Here is a 19,351-nt window from a genome sequence, read left to right on the forward strand (position 1 = left end):
ATATCAATAGTAATAATTTAATTGAATTTCTAATGGTTGTTTGTTAAATTATTTTTAAAAAATTCGTACGTATAGTTATCAAAACATGACTTTACTTCCGTTGCAGATAACTCATCATGAATATGATTCATCACCTTATTATATGCTTCTAAATATCTTATTGCGTGTTTGTATGAATCTATATCGGGATTACTAAGCACTTTTTTAAACACAAATGGTATCAAAGTAGATCTATATGTTTCATGAGGTACAAATAATTCATATTTCTTAGATAAACGTCTTATTTTTTTGAATGAATTTGTCCTTTGAAAAGCTTTATATAAAATTTCATTATGTGTTTTAGAACTATTTTCGCATAGATTAGTGAACTCTACTCTTGTTAATTCCTTTAATAAATCCAGAAACTTCTCCATGTTTTTTAGGTTATCGGACAATTTCATCATTATCTATCTCTTTACTTTTTCTTTTATTTATCTTCTAAATTTACTTTATTAACGTCGGTATAAAACTTTTTAAATATTCAAACCATATATATAATATAGGAATAGCAATCATAAGAAATCCAAAAGTAAGTCCCATGTTTGCAAAAACCTTATTTTCTTTTAACTTTGTTTGTAGTCGTAATAGACTTTTAGGCACATTATATTTAATTTCTTTTACACCTACTATATTTGTACCAATACTGATTTTGCTTTTGTTTTTTTGATATAAAACAATCGCATTAACCATATGATATATAGATAAATACATCATTGAAGGTATCAAAATAAATAAACCTATTAGCAGTAATACTGTGTTCAACGTATTCATATTATACTCCCCTTAGTTTTCTGTTTTGTTTACATAATGCCGGTTATCGGCACTAGCCGGTACGACGCCGTTTATAAGCCGTCACTTGTGAATTTCAAAAATTCGCCTTGTGAAGGCTTATTTGTTGCACGATACAACTTGTGAAATCCGGCTGGTTCACAATCTATACCACCTGTTTTCTCTCACCGGTAGGGCTCGGCCCTGTTCCACCTACAAAAACACCCAGAAATCACGCCGTTTTAAGCTGAAATCCGGGTTTTGAAAAATTTTCGGAGTGCGGTACCTCTCGGTGCCAAAAAAGCCTGTCCATAATCTTGACATCAGCGCCGTGTTCGAAGACGACCCGACTACCATTCCAGCCTGTAAAGACATTCTAGGCGAAGCAATTAATACGCTTAACGAAAAAAAAGGTAAAAGAAATTGTTGATGCCCGTGATTATTTACAGTGGAAAATTGACAACTATGATTCTCACATGATTGAATCCGAAAATAAATTATAGAAAACAAACGAGGTCCGGGCGATGATTGCCTGGACCTCGTTTATTCTTTTTGATTAAACTTTCGGGGTAGCTCCGGCCCCTCGCGGGGCTATCTAAAAACCACTCCAAAGTATTGACATTATTCCCAATATTTCATCTTATTTAATAAGAAACCATATTTATATAACAACATAAAACGCACTAAGTTATTTTATTGAACATATATCTTACTTTATCTATCCGACTATTTGGACGACGGGGCTGGCAAACAGGTTCACCGGTAGTAACATGGTACCCTTTTAACTCTGTTAAACAAACACTACGTCCATTTGTAAAGAAAGTTAAATCACTACGATATTCTTGAATACACCGAGCAGGGATTTCTCCACTAAGAATGACCTCATTATTTTTCAATTGAGTGTCTACGATGTTCGCACAATATTTAGGAGCATCGTTGTATGCTCGTGAAAGATATTCCTGTGGCGCATAAATTTTAAAACTAAGATATGGCTCTAACAATTCTGTTCCAGCTTTTTTTAAGACTTGTTCCAATACAATAGGAGCAAGCATCCGAAAATCTGCTGGGGTACTAACAGGGCTATAGTATAAGCCATACTTAAAACAGATTTTACAATCCGTCACATTCCAACCATATAATCCTTGTTCGCAACCATAGCGTATCCCTTCCATAACTGCATTTTGAAATGATTGATTTAAGTATCCAAGAGAAACCGAGCTCTCATACTGCATTCCACTTCCCAACGGAAGCGGTGATACAGATAAACCAATGGAAGCCCAGAAAGGATTTGGCGGCACTTCGATGTGAATGGTATATTCTGCATTTTTTAACGGTCTCTCCATATAAATGACTGTAGGCTCTTTTAGTTCTATCTCCACATGATACTTTTCTTGCAACAGTGCACTAATCACTTCCATTTGTACTTTCCCTAAGAAAGAAAGTATAATTTCATGTGTCGTAGAATCCACGTAATATCGTAGAAGCGGATCACTATCTGAGATTTCCAAAAGGGCATCAAGCAACATTTCTCTCTGTTCAGGTTTACTCGGTTCAACAGTTGTTTGTAGTAGAGGGTGCGGATTTTCAATCTTTTTTCTCTGTGGCAATAGTTTTGTATCTCCAAGAACACTATTTAACTTCAAAAACTCATTTTGCAAAATAACAATTTCTCCAGAATAAGCTCTATCAATCTTACATAATTCACCATTTATTGAAGTATACATTTCTGTAACTTTTATTTTTTCTTTTTCTGATACTCTAACCGAATCTCGTAAATGTAGTACTCCACTATAAAGGCGTATATATGCAAGACGTTGTCTTTTTTTTGTATATTCAATTTTGAAAACATTTCCGCAAAGTTCAGACGGACCTCGATGTGTTGATGAATAAAATTTATTCGTAATCACTTCTATAAGGTTATCAATCCCTATATTGTTTTTTGCACTTCCGTGATAAACAGGGAACAGGGAACAATTATGAAATCTTATGCTTTCCTCTTGTTCGAGTTCCAATGCTTCTAATGATTTACCGGACATATATTTCTCTAAAAGGTCATCGTTTCCCTCTATTACCGTATCCCATTGTTCAGATTCGGTAAAGTTCGTCACACACATATTAGGATACAGTTCTACCTTCTGTTTGATTACAATTTCGGCAGAAAGTTTCTCTTTAATATCCTGATAAACCGTTGATAAATCAATTCCATTTTGGTCAATCTTATTGATAAAAAAGATTGTGGGAATCCCCATTTTCCTAAGTGCATGAAATAATATACGAGTTTGTGCTTGTACGCCATCTTTTGCAGAAATCAGTAGAATTGCCCCATCTAAAACTGATAATGAACGATATACTTCTGCTAAGAAATCCATATGTCCTGGCGTGTCTATGATGTTCACCTTCGTATTTTCCCACTGAAAAGAGGTTATTCCTGTCTGAATTGTAATTCCTCTCTGAAGTTCTAAAAGCGTATTATCCGTCCTCGTTGTACCTTTGTCCACGCTTCCTAATTCTGTAATCGCTCCACTGTTATATAATAAGCTTTCTGTTAAGGTAGTTTTTCCTGCATCAACATGAGCTAAAACTCCAATATTAATAATTTTCATGTGATTTTCCTCCATTCAAAAACCCAAAAGGGCATAAAAATCCCAGTGATAANNTATCACTGGGATTTTTATGCATAACCATAGGTATACAAAGCATACAGATATTCTCTGGATACTTTAGAATCACATGATAAAGGTATTCTTAAACTGGGTACAAAAAACTAAGCCCTCCTAAAAAAGGACATCTAATTATTTGTTCCCGCTATCAAATTTACAGTTTATTTAAGAATACCTTGCCGCATATTTATTAACTCCTTTTAAATAGTCACTTAAATAATAGCACGTAAGAGCATATTTGTAAAGGAATCTCCAATTTTTTATCAAAAAGAGTACATGATTACAAAGTATCTGTAATCATGTACCAATATTTGTTATTTTACAATCTTCCAATTATCTTGTTTTTCTAATATCAACTCAAATTGCGAGATTTGGGTTGCCTTTGTTTCTTGATCTAAATATTTCACAGCGACATTCACGATTACTTGGTTATCTTTTCTGGTAAAGATAGGATTCACCAATTCCTCGAAAACATATTCCTTGTTAATCATAGGTAACACATGATTACTTACATAGTAAGTCAATTCTTTTTCTGTGGCGGTAGGATAGAGCTGGAAGAACGTTTCTAAAAAGCTAATGATTTCGTCCATCGTTTCTGTATCTACTGTATGGTCACTTTCTAGCTGTTTGGGTTGGTAGTCCGATTTTTGAGGTTTCTTACTCATTGTCGGATTTTTGATAATAACCATATTATCTGATTCATCTATATGGACAACCACATGAAAGCTAGACGATATAGTTTCCTTGTCTTTGTCTTCGGTAATAACTTGTTCAACAGAAAACAGTACCTCAAAGGTGTTCTCATTCACTTGAGAAACCTGCCACACCTGTATATCGTTCACACTAGAACTAGTAGGAATATCCTTACGAATCATTTCTTCATTTAATACCTGCAATTCTTCCGTCAAATAATGGGTCAATTTCTCATTTCGTTTATCAATGGCTTCTTGGGATTGGAGAGCGTAAAATATCTTGTGTAAACGCACAAAAGATTTCTAAATTGTATAGAAATAGGGAATGCCTTCCCTTATGATATTTAGTAACCACAGAAAACATCACAGGAGGCATTCCCCATGAATGAACTTACCACAGAAATTATCGCTGCACTAGCCCAAAAACAAGATTTGGACGGTTCTGTTGCAAAGTTTTAAATAAAGAATAAAATCCCTTACGGTATCTATAATTTAAGCTGGGATTCCCAATAATACCTTGATTTCAGTACAGACCGAAAACCCGAAGAGAGTGCCTTCTTTTCGGGTTTTCTTATATAATCCTCGGATGGCTTCCATGCCTTTAATCGTGGGTGAGGCAGTGCGTAAACTTCGATAGAATTTATTGCGTCTCTTTACTGGACGATGGTCTTGTTCAATCAAATTATTCAGGTATTATTATATGGCGAAAAATATAAAAAACTAAGTGACAGTGCCAAATTAGGTTATGTGGTTTTGCGTGATCGTTTGGAATATTCATTGCAAAATAATTGGATAGATGATGAAGATAGAGTGTACTTTATTTTTACTAATCAAGAGCTTAACGATTTATTTGGGTGGGGAAACACTAAAATATCTAAGATTAAAAAAGAGCTTGAAGAAGCAGGACTTTTATTCCAAGTTAAGCAGGCGTTCGATCCAAAAAAAATGAAAAATCTACCCAACAGACTTTACCTTGCTGATTTAGAAGTTACAGCAAAAGACGTGTATATTAAACAGGATTTCGCTAATAAAACGGCTGAAACCCTTGATATGAGCGGACAACCGCAAATGGGAGCTCGGTTAAAAACAGCTGAAACCCTTGATAAAAGCGGACAACCGCAAATGGGACACAATCTATATAAGACTAACTTAGATACTAATAAAGATACTAATAAAGATACAAGCATGCTTGATTTTTCATCAACTAATTTCTCTCAAGATGTTCTACAAAAACAAAATCAAGACATTGTAGCTAATGCAAGCGAATTTCTAGTATCAAACGGAAATTCAGGTAAAATTCCTTTAGAAGCTGAAACCATAAAGTTAATCAGTTTATGGTCTGCAAATGATCCAAAGAAAATGGAAAAAATGATTGGGATTATTTTTAATGCTAAAAAAGCAAGTGAAACATTTATTACTCAACAAACAGGAACACCAACAACTATCTTTTTAGATAACTACGAAGATTTGCAACATGACATCACAGTTTCATTGAGAAGAACATTTAAGGTGCTTATGCTAGTTTCATGGAGTGGTTTTTAGAACCATTTCCTGTAAAATGAAACTAGCAGGAGCATCTTTTTATTATGACTACACGAAATTATTATTCCCCTGAACAGAAGGCAGCTATCGCTGCCCTATATTGGGATGAAAAACAAACATTAAGCCAAATTTCACGTGAAAATAAAATCTCAATAAGCGTCGTTCGGCGCTGGGTCCGTGAGTATTCACCTGCGGTGAATGACAATGGCGAAAAAATTACCAAGAAAACAGTCTCTGAACTTGAAGCGAGAATCGCCGAACTCGAACAAGATAACCAAATTTTGCGTGAAGCAGTCACTTTAATGGACAAATACTCACGTGAACAGATAAAAAAATCCAACCGACGATGAGTTTAGCGGAGCGCGCCGTCGTCGATATGTCTGAAAATGCGAAATATTCTCAAACCAAGTTGCTTGCGGTCATGAATGTGCCCTCAAGCACTTTTTATTCGCACAAAGCTCCAAAATCGCCCACAGAACACGATTTACAAGACGCTCTGATAATCGAGAAAATTCAAGAAATCGTTGACGCGCACGAGTTCAATAATTCCTACGGAATTAAGCGTATGGTGCAGGAATTGGCCGATCAATATGACATACATACCGGTGAACACCGTGTTCATCGCTTGATGCAGAAGATTGAATATAAGTCTGTTATCACTCAGTCTTATAAAGGAAATCGCGGCCGTCCAGTTGTTGAACGCGACAATCTGGTTAAAGACATTATCATTGAAAGACCATACCAAGTTCTCACAACCGATGTAACTTACCTGGTGATGCCAGATAAGCAGAAACTCTATAAAGCCAGCGTTCTAGACTGGTTTACCGGTGATGTCATTGGTGCCGTCGTTGGCTATGATATGACATCTGATTTAACTAAACGAGCACTTCAAACAGCTATGCGTCAAATTCCTAAATCGATTATCAACGCCGAAACATCAATCATTTTGCACTCAGATAACGGTTCCCACTTCATCAGTGAGGAATACGAAGATACCGTCTCATTTTATGGCCTCATGCACTCATTCAGCTCACCGGGGCATCCCGAGCACAACACAATCATCGAAAACTATCACTCATTTTTCAAATCAGAATTCTTCAACCCACGTCGCTTAAGTTGGTCAATCAATGCGATTATTGCGGGAGCGCACCGCTATGACTACTGGTGGAACACCACCAGAATATCTAAGAAGACCCGTCCGGCAGCTATACCACTTGCTGCTTAACATAATGACCGTTATCATCATTTATAGAATTAATAATAGACAGCCCATTGATATAAGAGTAAGAAGATAATTAATGCTAACAGTCCTATATTTTGTTCATAATTCTTTATAACAGTTATTACATAAACTGTTATAAATGCTGTCGTTATTATTAATAACATAATTTGAATTATTAAACCTAAGTTTATATTAATTGTAAAAACTCCTTTTTAATTTCATTAATGTTGATACTACTACTCCATGTGTATTTATATTACTTTGATCAATGAAGTATTTAAAATCATCTTTTTCTTTATAGAATTTTATTAATTCTTTCTTTTCAAAATTGGTATTTGCTACTTGATTAAGTTCGTTTAAATTATTCATATATTTAATATCATTGATTATTCTTTCTTTTACTGATTCAGCTAAATCATATTGTTTCTTTGTAGCAAATTCAAACGAGTTTTTGTTCATATTCAAACCTCCATTTTACATTTGTGTTAATTACACGAATCAAATAGCAATATCAAAATCGAATAATGATAATTGTTTTGTGTTGTTTTCTACCACAGATACATTTTCTATTTCAAATTCTTTATTTTGCTTCCTATTAATTATCCATAATTCTAATGTTTCACTTGTTTCATATGGAACATTGATAAATTCACAAAACCATTCAACGTAATTTTCTATCATTTTAAACGCCTCCTATTGATTTATAGGCATTTATAAATTATTCTATGGTTGTAAGTATTTTTATAAATGCTTTAGTCGTAGGGTCTGCCAAGAATACCTACGGCTTTTTTATTTGTGTTAATTACATTTGTGTAAGTTACACATTATTTTTTGTTTTTTACTCGTCTTAACTTTTGTTCATTTTCTTCTTTTTCTTGCTCTCTTATTTCTTGTTTTTCACTATCAGAATAATCCTCAATGAATTTCTCTAAAGCTGCTTCCAAAACGTCATTTAAATTATCATATAAACCTATTTTTTTTAGTGCTACAGCCTTACTATGAATAATACCTTTCACTCTTAAACTATGAGTTGGTAAAACACTATATCTTTCAGAAGTATCTAACATTGTATTTTCGTAATTGCTAGTTCTATTTCTTTTTTTATTTAACAAGCTATCATTTTTATTTTCCATTACGATCCCTCATTTTCTCTAATAATTCATCTGCAATATTCTCATACATTGTAAGTACATTTCTATCATGCATATCTTCATTTTGAATACCTATTGCATCCCAAAATTTAACTCTTTCTCTTTGCATCACTTTATTTTCAAATACATAATTTCCATATACATGTTTAAGTAGTTTTATAATAAAGCTATCTATCTTACCTTGATTTTTAAACATAACTGGTAAAACTCCAACTATATCAAAATCATTATCATGTAAATCTCGAAAATCAGATAAATGACTTATAAGTTTTTCTACTGCATTAAAACTTCTTACATGCGTTTGAACAACAATCAAACTATAATCACATGAATAAATTCCACTATTAGCAAAATCAGATAATGTAGGTGGTGTATCTATTAATATGAAATCATAATCCTCTTTTACTTCTTCTAAGAAGCTATCGAAGTATTTTGCACCATCAATTCTATTGAGTTTTAAATCTTCTAATAAATATGGATAACCAATCATATTAAAATCCGATGGTACTATTGATAAATTATTACTCAATTCTATTATTGCTTCACTTAAATGTTTTTGCTCTTTCAACGTATGGTACAAATCATTTTCGTTTATATCCGTTGATTTTCTTAAAAGTAAATCTAGTATTTCATCTTCTTTTTCATCTAAAATACTTTCAATATTATTAGAATTCATTATCTCATTTAATAAACTGTTATTGTTTTCTTTAAATGTTTTTAATAGTAGATCAGTAACATCTGCTTGAGGGTCTAAATCAACAACTAATACTTTTTTCTTTTTAATTTCAGATAATACATAAGCAATTCCAGCAGTTGATGATGTTTTTGATACACCACCTTTAAAGTTATTTATTGATATTACTTCGGTCATAATACTATCCCTCCTTTTGAATATAGTTATATCATATCACACATGTGTAAATTACACAAATGTAAATTACACATGTGTTATTTACATTTGTGTAATTTACATTTATAGTATATACTATAAGTAGTTTAATGGATATTGTATTAACAGGGGAGAGTGTTATATGAATATAGAAACTATTGAAATGATTTCTATTGTACTTTCATTTATATTACTTGTGGGTCTTGCTACATTCATTATTGATAAATTGAATTGGTGGGGTGGTGTCAAAAAAACACTATTTATTATGTGGAATATCGTTTCTGCAATTTTTATTCTATTAGGAACGTTAGTATCTTTGATTTTCATAGTATTTACAGCAATGCTTTTTGCAAGCGGGAAAGACTAAATTGGAATTAAGTCTATAAAGAGGGAAAAAAGCAAGTAGATTTAAAAATAAATTTTACAAATAACAACAACATGTTATTATTAATTTATAAGAAATGAAAAAAGAGCAACTACTGGAAATAGTTGCCCTTAGGTAATAAAACGTTTAGCCGACGTTTATTTAATATCAAATTTATACTTGTATTATATAATGAATAACTTCTTAGTGCAAGCACCTAAATCATTAAATAAATGTAAAGCTAAATAAAAGCGTTTTATTACCTCTTACCAAACTAAAATTCGGAAAGAGGTTTTTTATTATGACAATGGAACTTTACAACGTAAATGAGGAATATAGAGAAAAGTTTTATCAAATACCGAAAGTATTTTTTACTAATCCAAAATATATTAAAATATCCAATGATGCGAAAATGGCATGGGGTATTCTTAGAGATCGTTTAGATTTATCAATTAAAAATGGCTGGATTGATTCTAAAACAGGTAATATATTCTTTTATTACAAAAATGAGAACCTGCAAACTATATTAAATTGTAAAAAAGATAAGGTCATTAAAATTAAGAAAGAACTTATTGAAGCCGAATTATTACTACAAGAAAGACAGGGTTTAAATAAAACAAATAAACTTTATTTAGTGAAACCAGAAGTTACAGAAGATGATATTTATAAAATTCAAAAGCAAGAAAACACAGTTGAGAGCAGTAGTGGCAAGGAAGTCGGAAAAACCGAGTTCCAGAAGTCGGAAAAACCGAGTTCCAGAAGTCGGAAAAACCGAGTTCAAGAAGTCGGAAAAACCGAATCTAATGATACTGAATTTAACAATACTGAATTTAGCAATACTGAACTAAATGATATGAATGACTTGAATGATATAGAGTACAAAAATAATATTAGTATTCATTCAAATCATTCAAATCAATTTACACATAATTTTGATGATAAAGATTATAAAGAAATACTACTGCAAGAATTTCCAGAGCAACTAACTAATTATTTATTAAAATATGATTATAGAGATTTAGAAATCATAAAGGCCGTTATTCTTAAAGCAAAAAAATCTTTTAATTCAAATCATGATGATAATTTTTATATGCTAGAACATATTGAAGATGAAATATTAATTTCTTTAAAAAGACTTAAAAAAGCTATCCATGATAGGGGAATTAAAGGCCAAAAAGAAACAATCAAGTCAATGCAAGGATATTTAATGCAAACGATTTTAACTGAACTTGAAGAATTACATTCAGCAGATATGAGAAGAAAGAATATGTCGGATAATAATATTTTTAATATGTAAGTTATAAGTATTAGTTACTACCAATCAACCAATTTAAAAGCAATGAATTTAAATTATATATATATTGCTTCTAAAAAACATATGCTAAAATTGCCCGATTAATAGTAATATATAAACTGTAAAAATTTTATATAGACACTTGAAGCACATTTTCAATACACCTAAGCAATAAAACGATACATTACAGTAATTTAATTATTATTGTAATATATCGTTCGCTTAGGTTTACATAGTTAAATTTTAAAGAGATTCATTAAAATAATGCGATAAAAATAAATTCAAAACTTGTGATTTTTTTAGATCATGTTTACTTGCAATCTTTTCTATTTTTTTCTTGTTAGATTCTTCAATCATGTAAGATGCTTGTACATTATCATAGTTTAATTTGCTTTTATTTTTATATATTTGTATTTCTAAATCACTTGCTTTAGTTGATTTCAATATTTTATTTACTAATTCTGAATTATTTAAATCAATTTCAGCACTTCGTAATTTTATAAGTTTTTTGAATTTTGGTTTTATTCTAAAAATCTGTTCGCTTTTTGCCAATTTTTTAGTATACCTCCTTGAAAAAGTGCTATAACAATGGTATTATTGAAGTAACTCAAACGAAATCGTTTGAGTGTATTCGATGCTCTTTGATAATTACATATGCGTGCCTCCACATTAACGAAATTCAATGTGGGTCAGGTATACGACTTATGGTTAAATAGGTAAGCCGAAACCTATGAATTTCATTCTTATACAAATTTATCCTAACCAAACTCTATAATGTGTATAGTGTTGAGAGGGGAAGTTCCGATGAATCAACTGAAATATTATAGACTGGATAACGCGAGTGGGAAGTCGAAAGAACCACAAGGGTCAGGCAGTGAAAAGTGCTTGCAAGCTGAACCCTAATTAAATATTAGGCGTAATATTTAATTGCACTTACGCAATGTATTAAAAATTCGTATGTCACAATTTAATTAAGGAGGCGTTAACAATGATTAGTTATGAGAAATTCGACCAACTAGATTTTTATGGTTTTGTTTTATTTGCTGATGAAGTTCGTACTTTTGATGGTAAGATATACCGTATCAAAGGTGTACGTGGTCAACGTATCGACAAGAAACGTTTTGATCAAGTTGAACGACAAAACTTAGAACATCTTTCTCAAATCATGTATCAAGCCAAAACAATTAAAAGTGACAAACATGGTTTGATAGGATACCGAAAAAAACGGTATCAACAAATCAAGTGTGTTAAACAGCTAACAATTTCTGCATGATAAATTAGTTTTGATGCTTCTTACACATTGCAAAGTATAAGAATGAATTAACCAACGGTGTGCATATGTAATTATCAAAGTAACATGTAAAAATTGTTGTTTTAAAGGACTTTTTGATAAAGTCCTTTTTTTATTATAAATCATAATTGTAGAAAGGATAAGTGGTTTTATGAAAGCTACACAAAATGATATCAATCGTTTAAAGAAACAAGTACAACAAATCATGAAAATTAATGGTGTTGACCATAATACATGGTTATATGAACAGTACCAAAACTATTTAAGTGATAACACAGATGTTATTACTAAAGCGTTGAAAGAACTTTCAGAAAAGCAAAATAGTAATACAGCTTCAAATAATAATCAAGAAAATACAATTGGATAGGAGGATTTCATATGTTTGAAAGAGCCAATCAGGCCATAATTAACTTTATTCAAGATGCACAACCCCTTATCATTACTTTACTAGCACTATCATTACTAGCAGCAGGTTTAACAATGATGTTTGGTGATACAGGGCGTAGATGGGCTAAACAAACTATACTATGGTCACTTGTAGGTGCAGCTATCGCAGGTGGTGCTTTAGTATACGCACGTGCTTTCCAAAAAGTAATAAACGTAAGTACAATTGCCCCAGTTACAACAGATTTCAAACTAGCAGTTGTATCAAATTTACAATCAATATTCATGTAATAACTATTTAAAGGCTAATCATTAAGATTAGTCTTTTTTTATAGAAAGGAGCCGACATCGTGCTGAAAATTAGAACACCCGATTTTGAAATAGGCAATAGACATGACTTTTCATTACAGGAAATGATGAGTTACACAGAGAAAATGGAAGCTAAAGAATTCAGTAATATCCCAGAGTCATTTGATTATATTTTGTATGATGCGGACGAAGATACAGACATCATAGAAGCTACTTATAAATTAAATGATGGTTATAAAAATATTTATGAACATACAAAAGAGCTACTTAAAAATGTTCAAGTTGATTCAGAAGATATGAAATCTATTAAGCGTCAATATTTAAAAGAATTAGATGAAGTAGCACAAAATTATAAAGCTCAAAAACAACCAACCAAAAAAGAAAAGAGCAATACACCTAAAAATACATCTTACAATGCAAAAAAGCAAAATAGAGAGAATAATAATAAAGAGAGTATTGTTTCACAACTTAAAGGTAAAAAGGGCATAGGCGCTTTGTTGCTTGTATTATTGGTTATAGGTGTTTGTTATTTATTTATTGCTACAGACCCTAATAAAGACCAAAAAAAAGATAATGTTGAAAAAGAAGATATATACCAACAAGCATTATTAGGTCATGAGGACAAAGCGATTAAGAATTATGAAAAATTACCGAAAGAAGAAATGACTAAAAATGATAAATCTATTTATGCAAATTTACTTATAGATAAAGGTGATTTTGATAAAGCAGTAGACGTTAAAAGTGAAAAATATGTAGAGAATCAGTTATATAGCAAAGGCAAATTTGATTCACTAGAAAAATTTGAAAACAAACATTCAACTAAAAATGGTCAATTTGATTTAGCGATTCATAATGAAAAATATGAAGATGCTACTCAATTAGTAGATGATATAGATAAAACACCTGAAAGAAAAAAAGCATTAGCAATAGCATATATAGAATCTGACCAATTAGATAAAGCTAAAAAGCTAGCAGCTAGTACTGATGACGAAGAAGTTACTAAAATGATTGATGATAAGCAAAGAGATAAACAGCAATCACTTGAAAAAGAAGTTGAAGATAAACAAAAAGAGTATGACAAAGTGAAAGATGATAAGAAGAAGAAAAAAGAAGCTAAGGATAAAAAAGAAGCATTAGATAATGCCAAAGATAAGCTAGAAGAATTTAAAAATGATAACAAATAAAGAGGTGTGAATGTATGCTAAATGAAATCAGATTTATTGGCCGTATAGCAAATGATTTAGAATTAATTACTTATGACGATGACCAAAAACGATGTACATTTTCATTAGCGATAGAAACAGCCTATAGTACAGATTTTCCAAGAATAACTGTATTTGGTAAGAAAGCCACTAATCTTGTTAAATATAACAATAAAGGCGATTTGATATTCGTAGATGGTTATATCAGTACCAAAAAAATAGAGAAAAATGGCGAAGTTAAATTCTATGAAAATATTGTTGCAAATAATATCAGTTATTTGAATCATAAAAAAAGTAAAGAAGATCAAAATGCAGAAAATCCAGATACAGAAAACCTAAAAGATGTATTTGAGAATAGCGATAAAAAGCAAGATGAATCTGAACGAGAAAAAATATCAACTTATGAAAAACAAAAAGCTAATGGTTTTCAAGATGAAGATTTACCATTTTAATTTAGGAGGTAGTTAAATGATTCCATTTAGAAGTAAACATAATCATGGATATCATAGAAAAAAGGCTTCCTTTTCACAAAATAAACATTTATTAGCTCACCCAATAGGATTATTAGCACTATTAGTGGTGGGCTTTATTTTTATCATGTTGGCAGCCAATTTCTTTATAAACATGTTGAATAATCTCATATTTGCTGGTGGGGATATATTCGATAACATGAAAAAAATTAATAATGAATGGACGAATTACTTTTTTAAAGTGAGATTTGATTTAGCATTGTTTTATATTCCATTCTTTGTATTGCTTACTGTGTTATGGGGGAAAAAAGTATATCAAATACGACAGAAATTTAAATCATTAGACAATCAAGAGAAAGCATCAGGTCGTTTTTCTACTAAGAAAGAAATTAAACAACAATACAAGGCCATAGCTCAAAGAGAGAAGCAATTTGAGGGTGAGGGTGGACTACCTGTTGCTATGTTTGGTGTATATGATTTCGCTACTAAAACGAAGCAATATTTAGAACAGAGAAAAACAGCAAAAACAGAAATAAATTCAATGCCAGATTTAACACAAGATGAAAAATATAATATGAAGAAAGATAAATTAGGTCAAATTAACAAAGAATTTGTTAGTACATTTTTCCTTAAAAAAGAATTTACATTCATTGATGAATCACCAACTAACAATATATTTGTTGGTACTTCCCGTTCTGGTAAAGGTGAAGTGTTTGTTTTATCTATGATTGAAAATTATTCAAGGTCGTCACATCAACCGTCATTAGTTGTTGGTGATATGAAAGGCGAACTATATTCGGCATCAAATGAAACATTAGAAAATAGAAATTATCATACAGAAGTATTTAATTTAGATCAACCGATGGAATCAACAATGAGTTTCAACTTATTACAACTTGTTATAGAAGAATATCAAAAAGGTGATTTGGGTGAGGCACAAGAAATGACAAAACAAATCACGCATACACTTACAAATAATGAGGGAGTTGAGGATAATGAGTGGAACTTGATGTCGGCTGCACTGATTAATGCGATGATCTTAGCACTATGTGAAGAAGCGCTTCCTGAACACCCTGAAAAAGTAACACTATATAGCGTTTCAAATATGTTACAGACATTAAGTGTAAAAAAATTCTATAAGCAAATTCAAATAGGTAATCAAGTTAAAGTAATTGAAACATCAGCATTAGATGAATATATGGAAAAATTCCCATCTCATAGCCCTGCTAAAACACAGTATGCAACAGTAGAAGCCGCACCAGATAAAATGCGTTCCTCTATTATCGGTACAGCATTAAAAGCCTTACAGCCTTTCACAACTGATACTATTGCTAAACTAACAAGTCATTCATCATTAGACTTAAATAAATTAGGATTCCCAAGTATTATTGATGGTTTTTCAGAACCAGATAGTAAATTTGAATTAAATGTACAAGTTAAAAGAGAAACCAATATAGGTACTAAATATGATGAAGTAGAAGGCATCAACATTGGCGTTAATGAATATGGATATTGGCAATACCCATTCAAGACAGTTTTAAATATTGATGACCGGATTGAGATTGTAGAAACTGATGAATTCAATGAAGAAGTGAAATATTATTTTTATGTTACAAGCATTGATAAAAAAGGCCAAGTAACATTTGAGGCAAAAGGTGATATTTATTCATCTAATGTAACAATTAGAAAGTTTAATAGTTTCGCTAAACCGATAGCGATTTTTATGGTTGTTCCAGACTATAATAGTGCCAATCATGGTATAGCTTCTATTTTAGTTAATCAAATTGTATTTGAATTATCGAAGAACTCACAACTATATACAGAAAAGCAATCTACACATAGACGAGTAATCTTCCATTTGGACGAGGCAGGCAATATGCCTCAAATTCCGAATCTTTCTCAAAAGGTTAACGTATCGTTATCACGTGGATTAAGATTTAACTTCTTTGTACAAGCCTTTTCACAAATAAAAGATACTTATGGTGATGCGTATGATGCAATCATGGACGCTTGTCAAAACAAAGTATTTATTATGGCCACACAAGAACAAACGTTGAAAGACTTTAGCGATATGATTGGTAGTCAACAAATTACTGTCCGTAGTCGGTCTGGTGAAACTGATTCATTGAAATCAAGTATCACTGAAAATCAAGAAGAAAGACCACTATTAAGAGCCGACGAATTAGCTCACTTACAAGAGGGGGAAACAGTGGTTGTTAGAAATCTAAAAAGACAAGATAACAAGCGTAGAAAAGTTATGTCATATCCAATCTTTAACAGTGGAAAATACGCTATGAAATATCGTTATCAATATTTAGCAGATTTAATGGATACAGGTAAAAGTATTATTCATTTCAGACCTTTGCTAAAAGAACGTTGTGAACATAGACATTTACAACTAGAAACAACTTTAGTTGATTGGGAAAAAATAATAGAAAATATGCAAGCAGGTATTGAAGATGATAGTAGTAATGAAATTGATGATTTCACTCAATCATTAAATAAATCTATGGGTGAAAAAGCAAATGCTAATAATCCCGAAGCATATAAAGAAGAAAATAATAAAAAACCAGTCACTAGACAAAAGAAAGTTTTAACTTTAAAAGCCCAACTATCAGCAGAAGAATTTGATAGGCTTACAAGAAGATTTACAAAAACAATTAGAATGTATGAAGAAGATGGAAATAATGTAGATCGACTTACGTTATACAAATTAAAGCAATACTTGAAACTAAGAGTAAGAAACAATGATATTACAGAAGAACAAAAAAATAAGAGTATAAACTATGTTAAACAACTCATTGAGGAGGCAAAGGCTAAATGAAAAAATTAAAAGTTTTAATATTATTTATGACTGTTGCAATTTTAACATCAATTTTATTAACAAGTTGTGGAAAAAAAGAAGAACCGAAAATAGAAAAAATATCCCTCAAAGAAGTAAAGGATAAAATGAATCACCCAAAAGATGAATTTGTATCAGTTATTGATAACACTTCAAGTAGTGGCAATGATGAATATGTTAGGTATATAAAAAAAATGTTGAGAGAATCAGCTAAGAAAAACGAAAGAACAATATATTATGCAGAATATAATGCACAAGATTCTAAAGATAGTGATACTTATAAAGGTGAGACATCAATGATTTTTTATTCTGAAAAAGGAAAAAAACCTGCAAAAATGAAAATGGTATCATTTGATACAGTAGATTGGAAAGACACTGATAGTGCAGTCGAAGAACTAGACGAGCTATTTAAGTATGCTCGAAAGGAGTGATTAAAGAATGAACTTTATACTAGGTGATATGAGTAACATAGGCCATCAAGGTTTAGATCCTGCCAATACAGAACAAATTAATAATCACGTAGCTAGTGCTTCTAAACTATCTGATAAAGACATCTTAAGTATATTCAGCAATTATGGGAATAATCTTGAAATAACCAATATAGTAACCAGTATGTTTAGGAACATTGGTTGGGCGTTGGTAAATTGGCTTGTATGGATAACGGATTTAGTTTCAAACTTAGCAATTAACGTATTAACTTTGTTTGGATTGTTAAGTCAAGATAGTATCACAAAATTATTAATCGAAGCTAAGCCAGTATTGATTTCAATACTGGCTTTATCAATTATGTATATTGGTTTTAAAATGATGACTGGTAGACAGGTTAACAAAGCGAACATATTTACGGCAATCATTGTTGCTATTATCTTTTTAGGGAGTTTAAATTCAACAATGCAAACTGGTTCAGAGTTAGCAAAAGAATCGAGTAAGGCTGTAGAAAATTTTGATCCTGAAAGCAGTACACAAAATGATAATAGTACAAAAGCAGGTTCATCTTTATTACAGAAAAATATAGTAGATATTAAATATGTAGCAGAAAAAGGTTTTCCTAAATTAAAAACGACGAGAAACAATAGTGAATATAATAAATTAAATGCAAAAACTGCGAAATACATTGATATTAATGAAGGTATTGATGCAGGTGATGTGAAAAGTAAAAATGCAAAAAAAGTATTAGGTAAGAAAGTTGTTGTTGATGAAAATGGTAAAACCACATTAGGTAAACTGAAAGATGGTATGTTTGGTATTGGGAAAGAGCAATATTATAGATTCCAAGTTAAATGGTTTACAGCTATGGTTGGGCTAATTTGTTTAGCATTAGGTCATTTTTTAGCAGCACTAAGAGTAGCAAGTATAATTTTAGAATTAGTAGTTACAAAAATTATTGCAGTAGGTTTTTCATACGCATTACAAGGTGAAAAACTAAAATCAACAATAGTAGATATTATCAACGGATTTATAAGTATTGTACTAATATTTGTGTGTTTGTTTATCTTTAAAGAAGTAGTAGGATTCTTAAATGATAAACCATTAGGCGTGTGGTTTATTGGTTTAATAGCAGCAACATTCTTTATGATAGATGGGCCAAAAGTTATTGAACGAAAATTTGGTTATGATGCAGGTCTTTCATCACCATGGCGTTCAGCACTTGCTATGTATGGTGCAGCTAAAGCAGGTGCAGGCGTTGCAGGTTCAGGAATAGGCAAGGCAAGTGACAAAATTAAACAATCACATTCAAATTCAAATAAAACAAATAGTAATTCAAACGAAAAATCTAACAACGAAACAAACAGTCGTTCAGAAGCTCTTAATCAACAATCAAGTAATTCTAAAAGCAATCAAGAAAGTAATACAAGGTCAAATGGTGAACGGAACCTAAATGAACAACAAACAGCAACTACGAATGTAGGTAATGAAACCAACAGTAGAACTAATCAAGAAGCACAAGAAAAACAAAATAGTGAAACACAAGATGTTAATAATAGTCAATCAGCCAACTCACAATCTAGCAATACACATCAAACGTTAGATCAAGAAATGAAAGAATCAGGTCATGGTACTAATGACTTTAAAGGTGTGGGAGCAGGCCATAGTGCATTATGGGCAAATAAACCAGCAAGTGGTTCATCTAGCTTAATGTCAGAAGAAAACCTTCAAAATGTTGAAAAACAAATAAATAATGGTGGTTCTTCAAGTAACACGACTACAAACACACCAACATCAGCAGAATCT

At 31.4% G+C, this 19,351-nt stretch carries 22 protein-coding genes and 2 pseudogenes; 13 read left to right on the forward strand and 11 right to left on the reverse strand.

Going from position 1 to position 19,351, the window contains the following annotated elements:
* Nucleotides 1-29 precede the first annotated feature (29 nt).
* From KA900_RS11080 to KA900_RS11105, 6 genes and pseudogenes are all read right to left on the reverse strand, one after another.
* The gene (locus KA900_RS11080; RefSeq protein WP_210134012.1) at nucleotides 30-443 is read right to left on the reverse strand and encodes a hypothetical protein; all 414 of its coding nucleotides are present in this window, start codon (nucleotides 441-443) and stop codon (nucleotides 30-32) included.
* Nucleotides 444-483: 40 nt separating this feature from the next.
* Nucleotides 484-810: a hypothetical protein gene (locus tag KA900_RS11085; protein ID WP_194378976.1), complete on the reverse strand. Its 327-nt coding sequence runs from the start codon at nucleotides 808-810 to the stop codon at nucleotides 484-486.
* Nucleotides 811-1,490: 680 nt separating this feature from the next.
* Nucleotides 1,491-3,410: a tetracycline resistance ribosomal protection protein Tet(M) gene (tet(M), locus tag KA900_RS11090; RefSeq protein ID WP_194378975.1), complete on the reverse strand. Its 1,920-nt coding sequence runs from the start codon at nucleotides 3,408-3,410 to the stop codon at nucleotides 1,491-1,493.
* A 15-nt stretch (nucleotides 3,411-3,425) separates the two neighbouring features.
* Nucleotides 3,426-3,470 carry a hypothetical protein gene (locus tag KA900_RS15020; protein WP_430974187.1) on the reverse strand — a complete coding sequence of 15 codons (45 nt, stop codon included), beginning with the start codon at nucleotides 3,468-3,470 and terminating at the stop codon, nucleotides 3,426-3,428.
* Nucleotides 3,471-3,781: 311 nt separating this feature from the next.
* Nucleotides 3,782-4,429, reverse strand: a pseudogene (locus tag KA900_RS11100) (conjugal transfer protein); the annotation flags it as partial.
* A gap of 222 nt (nucleotides 4,430-4,651) precedes the next feature.
* A pseudogene (locus tag KA900_RS11105) lies at nucleotides 4,652-4,852 on the reverse strand (hypothetical protein); the annotation flags it as partial.
* Between KA900_RS11105 and KA900_RS11110 the strand changes: the two are divergent.
* From KA900_RS11110 to KA900_RS11120, 3 genes are read left to right on the forward strand one after another with little or no spacing between them, the layout of a single operon-like run.
* Nucleotides 4,823-5,701, forward strand: a complete 879-nt coding sequence (locus KA900_RS11110; RefSeq protein ID WP_245339182.1) for a replication initiator protein A — start codon at nucleotides 4,823-4,825, stop codon at nucleotides 5,699-5,701. The pseudogene KA900_RS11105 and the gene KA900_RS11110 overlap by 30 nt on opposite strands.
* A gap of 44 nt (nucleotides 5,702-5,745) precedes the next feature.
* Nucleotides 5,746-6,051, forward strand: a complete 306-nt coding sequence (locus KA900_RS11115) for a transposase (RefSeq protein ID WP_210139634.1) — start codon at nucleotides 5,746-5,748, stop codon at nucleotides 6,049-6,051.
* Nucleotides 6,052-6,077: 26 nt separating this feature from the next.
* Nucleotides 6,078-6,926, forward strand: coding sequence for an IS3 family transposase (locus tag KA900_RS11120; RefSeq protein ID WP_210139635.1), 849 nt, complete (start codon nucleotides 6,078-6,080; stop codon nucleotides 6,924-6,926).
* Nucleotides 6,927-7,115: 189 nt separating this feature from the next.
* On the opposite strand, the gene KA900_RS11125 is transcribed toward KA900_RS11120, so the two are convergent.
* The 4 genes from KA900_RS11125 to KA900_RS11140 all read right to left on the reverse strand — a co-directional run bounded on the left by KA900_RS11125 (nucleotide 7,116) and on the right by KA900_RS11140 (nucleotide 8,945).
* The gene (locus tag KA900_RS11125; protein WP_194378969.1) at nucleotides 7,116-7,382 is read right to left on the reverse strand and encodes a hypothetical protein; all 267 of its coding nucleotides are present in this window, start codon (nucleotides 7,380-7,382) and stop codon (nucleotides 7,116-7,118) included.
* Nucleotides 7,383-7,421: 39 nt separating this feature from the next.
* Nucleotides 7,422-7,604, reverse strand: a complete 183-nt coding sequence (locus tag KA900_RS11130) for a hypothetical protein (protein WP_031896215.1) — start codon at nucleotides 7,602-7,604, stop codon at nucleotides 7,422-7,424.
* Nucleotides 7,605-7,747: 143 nt separating this feature from the next.
* Nucleotides 7,748-8,056: a hypothetical protein gene (locus KA900_RS11135; RefSeq protein WP_031884058.1), complete on the reverse strand. Its 309-nt coding sequence runs from the start codon at nucleotides 8,054-8,056 to the stop codon at nucleotides 7,748-7,750.
* A complete protein-coding gene (locus tag KA900_RS11140) occupies nucleotides 8,046-8,945 on the reverse strand; it encodes a ParA family protein (protein WP_107613449.1) in 900 nt (299 codons plus the stop codon). The genes KA900_RS11135 and KA900_RS11140 overlap by 11 nt, the downstream gene beginning before the upstream one ends.
* A gap of 160 nt (nucleotides 8,946-9,105) precedes the next feature.
* On the opposite strand from KA900_RS11140, the gene KA900_RS11145 reads away from it, so the two are divergent.
* Together KA900_RS11145 and KA900_RS11150 are read left to right on the forward strand one after the other, a co-directional pair.
* The gene (locus tag KA900_RS11145; RefSeq protein WP_069855765.1) at nucleotides 9,106-9,330 is read left to right on the forward strand and encodes a hypothetical protein; all 225 of its coding nucleotides are present in this window, start codon (nucleotides 9,106-9,108) and stop codon (nucleotides 9,328-9,330) included.
* A gap of 298 nt (nucleotides 9,331-9,628) precedes the next feature.
* Complete coding sequence (locus KA900_RS11150) at nucleotides 9,629-10,624, forward strand: replication initiator protein A (RefSeq protein ID WP_210139636.1); 996 nt, start codon at nucleotides 9,629-9,631, stop codon at nucleotides 10,622-10,624.
* Between the two features lie 240 nt (nucleotides 10,625-10,864).
* Here KA900_RS11150 and KA900_RS11155 read toward each other — a convergent pair whose 3' ends face one another.
* Nucleotides 10,865-11,173: a hypothetical protein gene (locus KA900_RS11155; protein ID WP_069844535.1), complete on the reverse strand. Its 309-nt coding sequence runs from the start codon at nucleotides 11,171-11,173 to the stop codon at nucleotides 10,865-10,867.
* 436 nt (nucleotides 11,174-11,609) lie between these two features.
* Here KA900_RS11155 and KA900_RS11160 point away from each other — a divergent pair, with 436 nt between their 5' ends.
* The 8 genes from KA900_RS11160 to KA900_RS11195 form a co-directional block, all read left to right on the forward strand.
* Nucleotides 11,610-11,894: a hypothetical protein gene (locus KA900_RS11160; RefSeq protein ID WP_031770348.1), complete on the forward strand. Its 285-nt coding sequence runs from the start codon at nucleotides 11,610-11,612 to the stop codon at nucleotides 11,892-11,894.
* Nucleotides 11,895-12,063: 169 nt separating this feature from the next.
* Nucleotides 12,064-12,279: a hypothetical protein gene (locus KA900_RS11165; protein WP_069844534.1), complete on the forward strand. Its 216-nt coding sequence runs from the start codon at nucleotides 12,064-12,066 to the stop codon at nucleotides 12,277-12,279.
* Between the two features lie 11 nt (nucleotides 12,280-12,290).
* Nucleotides 12,291-12,587, forward strand: a complete 297-nt coding sequence (locus KA900_RS11170) for a hypothetical protein (protein ID WP_031770345.1) — start codon at nucleotides 12,291-12,293, stop codon at nucleotides 12,585-12,587.
* Nucleotides 12,588-12,646: 59 nt separating this feature from the next.
* Nucleotides 12,647-13,789, forward strand: a complete 1,143-nt coding sequence (locus KA900_RS11175; protein ID WP_069844533.1) for a hypothetical protein — start codon at nucleotides 12,647-12,649, stop codon at nucleotides 13,787-13,789.
* 14 nt (nucleotides 13,790-13,803) lie between these two features.
* The gene (locus KA900_RS11180; RefSeq protein WP_031884054.1) at nucleotides 13,804-14,259 is read left to right on the forward strand and encodes a single-stranded DNA-binding protein; all 456 of its coding nucleotides are present in this window, start codon (nucleotides 13,804-13,806) and stop codon (nucleotides 14,257-14,259) included.
* 19 nt (nucleotides 14,260-14,278) lie between these two features.
* On the forward strand, nucleotides 14,279-17,101 hold the full coding sequence (locus KA900_RS11185) for a VirD4-like conjugal transfer protein, CD1115 family (protein WP_210139643.1): 2,823 nt from the start codon (nucleotides 14,279-14,281) through the stop codon (nucleotides 17,099-17,101).
* Nucleotides 17,098-17,550, forward strand: coding sequence for a hypothetical protein (locus KA900_RS11190; protein WP_112369539.1), 453 nt, complete (start codon nucleotides 17,098-17,100; stop codon nucleotides 17,548-17,550). Before KA900_RS11185 ends, KA900_RS11190 begins: the two co-directional genes overlap by 4 nt.
* Nucleotides 17,551-17,557: 7 nt before the next feature.
* The coding region (locus tag KA900_RS11195; RefSeq protein ID WP_210139637.1) for a pLS20_p028 family conjugation system transmembrane protein at nucleotides 17,558-19,351 on the forward strand (1,794 nt) is incomplete at its 3' end.

This window comes from Staphylococcus sp. GDY8P120P, from assembly GCF_017892065.1.
GTDB classification, from domain to species: Bacteria; Bacillota; Bacilli; order Staphylococcales; family Staphylococcaceae; genus Staphylococcus; species Staphylococcus nepalensis.